Origin of the sequence: Nonomuraea sp. NPDC049784 (assembly GCF_040659615.1) — a bacterium.
Lineage (GTDB): Bacteria > Actinomycetota > Actinomycetes > Streptosporangiales > Streptosporangiaceae > Nonomuraea.
The window spans coordinates 1-3,409 of the sequence record NZ_JBFAMX010000863.1 but is presented as its reverse complement, the minus strand read 5'-3'; the positions used below and the strand labels follow the sequence as shown (position 1 = coordinate 3,409).

The 3,409-nt window shown below is 70.0% G+C and carries 3 protein-coding genes and 1 pseudogene; 1 reads left to right on the top strand and 3 read right to left on the bottom strand.

Annotation, left to right across the window (positions count from 1 at the left end; translation table 11 throughout):
• The 3 genes and pseudogenes from AB0J09_RS60015 to AB0J09_RS60005 all read right to left on the bottom strand — a co-directional run.
• Positions 1–693, bottom strand: a pseudogene (locus tag AB0J09_RS60015) (sugar ABC transporter permease); the annotation flags it as partial.
• On the bottom strand, positions 690–1,409 hold the full coding sequence (locus AB0J09_RS60010) for an ATP-binding cassette domain-containing protein (protein WP_360712650.1): 720 nt from the start codon (positions 1,407–1,409) through the stop codon (positions 690–692). The gene AB0J09_RS60010 and the pseudogene AB0J09_RS60015, both read right to left, overlap by 4 nt.
• On the bottom strand, positions 1,410–2,498 hold the full coding sequence (locus AB0J09_RS60005) for a sugar ABC transporter substrate-binding protein (protein WP_360712647.1): 1,089 nt from the start codon (positions 2,496–2,498) through the stop codon (positions 1,410–1,412).
• A gap of 98 nt (positions 2,499–2,596) precedes the next feature.
• On the opposite strand from AB0J09_RS60005, the gene AB0J09_RS60000 reads away from it, so the two are divergent.
• Positions 2,597–3,409: ROK family transcriptional regulator (locus AB0J09_RS60000; protein ID WP_360712644.1), on the top strand; the 813-nt coding region annotated here is incomplete at its 3' end.

Genomic DNA, 3,409 nt, shown 5'->3' with positions numbered 1-3,409 from the left:
CAGCACCGCCACGGCCAGCAGCACCGCCAGGCCGCCCGCCTTCGCGAGCGACCACCACAGCGGTGTCACCGGCAGCCCCGCGGCCAGCCGCAGCCTCCTGACGACGAGCGACGCGCCCGCCGACACGGCCACCAGTCCCGCCGCGACCGCCCACGCCAGCCAGCCGGGCAGCCACGTGTCGCTCATCTTGGAGATGAACCCGGTGAACGGCAGGTTGATCGTCCCTCCCTGCCGCAGCAGGTAGAGCAGCAGGCCGAGCCAGCCCATCAGCCCGGCCAGCGTCACCACGAACGACGGCATCCGCAGCTTGGTCAGCATCAGCCCGTGCAGGAGCCCGATCGCCGCACCGGCGGCGAGCGCGAGCACGATGGCGAGCAGCGGGTTCCAGCCCTGCTTGACGTGCACGATCGTCATGATCGTGGCGCACAGGCCGCTGACCGAGCCCGCCGACAGGTCGATCTCGCCGAGCAGCAGCACCATGATGATGCCGAGCGCGATCGTGCCGGTGGCGGCCATCTGGAGCACGAGGTTGGTGAGGTTCTCGGGGGAGAGGAAGCGGTCGTTGAGCGTGCTGAACACGATCGCGATCGCCACCAGCCCGCCGACCACCGGCCACGCGCCGACGTCCCCCTGGCGGAGCCGCTCGACCGCGACCTTCGGCGTGTACGGCCTGCGTACCAGCGTGCCGGTCATTCCCCTGCCCCTGTGATCGCGGCCACGATCTCCTCCTGGGAGGCGGCGGCCGTACGGAACTCACCGGCGTTGCGGCCGAGCCGCAGCACCACCACGCGGTCGCTCACCGCGCGCACGTCGGCCAGGTTGTGCGAGATGACCAGCACCGCGAGCCCGCGCTCGCGCAGCCGCCCGATCAGCGCCAGCACCTGCGCCGTCTGCTCCACGCCCAGCGCCGCCGTGGGCTCGTCGAGGATGACCAGCCGGGGCTCGCCGATCAGCGCCCTGGCGATGGCCACCGACTGGCGCTGACCGCCCGACAACATCGCGACCGGCACCCTGATGTCCGTGATGCGCACGTCGAGCTGGGCGAGGAGGTCGCGGGTCGCGCGTTCCATGGCGAGGTGGCGCAGCAGCGACCAGCGGCGGCGCTCGGTGCCCAGGAACAGGTTGGCCACGACGTCGAGGTTCTCGCAGAGCGCGAGGTCCTGGTAGACGGTCGAGACGCCGAGAGCCTGCGCGTCGTGCGGGTTGGCGATCCTGACCGGAGAGCCGTCGACGGTGATCGTGCCCGAGTCCGGTGTCACGACCCCCGAGATGGCCTTGACCAGCGTGGACTTGCCCGCGCCGTTGTCGCCCATGAGGGCCACGACCTCGCCGGGGCGCAGGTCCAGGCCGGCCCCGTCAAGAGCCTGGACCGCCCCGTACCGTTTGGAGATGCCTGTTGCCGAGAGCATCTACTGGATGCCCTGCTTCGCGCACGCGGCCTTGACCTCCGCCGTGCAGATCTGGGCGGGCGTGTAGAAGCCGTCCTTCACGATCGTGTCCTTGATCTTGTCGGCCGTGATGGGGATGGGGTCGAGGAGGAACGCGGGGATGTCGGCGGCGCCGTTGTTGACCTTGACGGGGGCGGCGGGCGGCTGGCCCTTGGCGAGGGCGACGGCCAGCTCGGCGGACTTCTCCGCCTCGGCCCTGATGTCCAGATATATGGTCATGTACTGCTCGCCCGTGAGGATGCGTTGCACGGCGGCCAGCTCGGCGTCCTGCCCGGTGATCGGCGGGAGCTGCTTGTAGCCCGCTCGTTTCATGGCCGCGATCGCGCCGCCCGCCATGCCGTCGTTCGCGGACAGCACGCCCGTGATGTTGTCCTTGCCGAGCGCCGTGATCGCCTGCTCCATCTGCTGCTGCGCCTTGTCGGGACTCCAGTCCGGCGTGTCGAACTCCCTGCCGACCTTCACCTTCCCGTCCAGCACGCTCTTGGCGCCCTTCTTGTAGTCGGCCGAGCTGGGGTCGGTCGGCGAGCCGTGGATCATCACGATCTCGCCCTTCGCCGTCGTCCCTCTGGCGTTCATGGCGTCGAGCAGCGCCTGTCCCTGCATCTCGCCGACCCGTACGTTGTTGAACGAGACGTAGTACGCGTAGTCGATGCCCGAGATGAGCCGGTCGTAGGCGATGACCGGGACCTTCTTCTGCTTGGCCTGGTTCACCAGCGGGGCCACCGCGTTGGCGTCCACGGCGTCGAGCACGAGGACGTCGGCCTGCTGGGTGAGCGCGGCCTCGACCTGTTGCTGCTGCTTGGGCGCGTCCTGCTCGGCGTTGCTGTAGAGGATCTTGCAGTCGGGGCAGAGCGACTTGACCTTCGCCTCGAACAGCGGGCGGTCGAACGCCTCGTACCGGGTGGTCTTGGACTCGGGCAGGAACAGCGCGATCGTCTTGCCGCCCTGGCTCTGCGTGGTCGTCGTCGTGGTGGTGGTGCCGGTGCTGTTTCCGCAGGCGGCGGCCAGCAGGACCGCCGCGACAGGAATTGATCGCCATGCTCGGTGCATCGCACTTCGTCCTTCCGAATGTGCCGCCCCTGTGCTTGGTAAGAAAGGTAATTTACTATCAGCCGCGTTGGCTAGATTTCTTTTGAGGAGGTTGGACGATGCGGGGTGACCTGGGTAATCCGCGCCTGCTGCGGGTGCTGAACGAGCGTCGCCTGCTCGACCACCTCAAGGAGCACGGCCCCGCCTCCCGCGCTGACCTCGCCAAGATCACCGGCCTGTCGAAGCCCACGGTCTCCGCCGCCCTGGCCGGGCTGGAGCAGGACGGGCTCGTCCGCCTCGTCGGCGAGGTCTCCGGTCGTCCAGGACCTGTCACGTCCCTGTACGACGTGAACGCCGCCGCCACCCACGTCGCCGGCATCGACATCGGGCGCGACTGGATCAGGGTCGCCATCGCCGACCTGCGCGGGGCGTTCGCCGGCAGGACGGACGGCCGCAACACCGCCAGGACCTCCGCCGAGCTCGCCCTCCTGGTCGGCGAGCTGTGCCGGGCCGCCGCGCGGGAGGCCGAGCTCGACTGGCCTGCCATCGCCTGCGCCGTGGTCGGATCGCCCGGCGTGTACGACCCCGCGCTCGGCCGCCTGGAGTTCGCCCCCAACCTGCCCGGCTCCGACCTGGCCGAACGCCTGCGAGCCACGCTCGAGGTGGACCTCGTCATCGAGAACGACATCAACCTGGCCGCCGTCGGCGAGCACGTGCACGGGGAGGGGCGCGGAAAGTCCGACTTCGCGCTCGTGTCCATAGGGACCGGCGTCGGCATGGGCATCGTGGTCAACGGCGAGCTGTACGTCGGCGCCCGCGGGGCGGCCGGCGAGGTCTCCTACGTGCCGGCCGCCGAAGAGCCCGCGCCGTCGTCCGACCACGCCCTGTCCCACGGCGCCACGGAGGCGGTGACCGCCGCCCCGGGCGTGGTT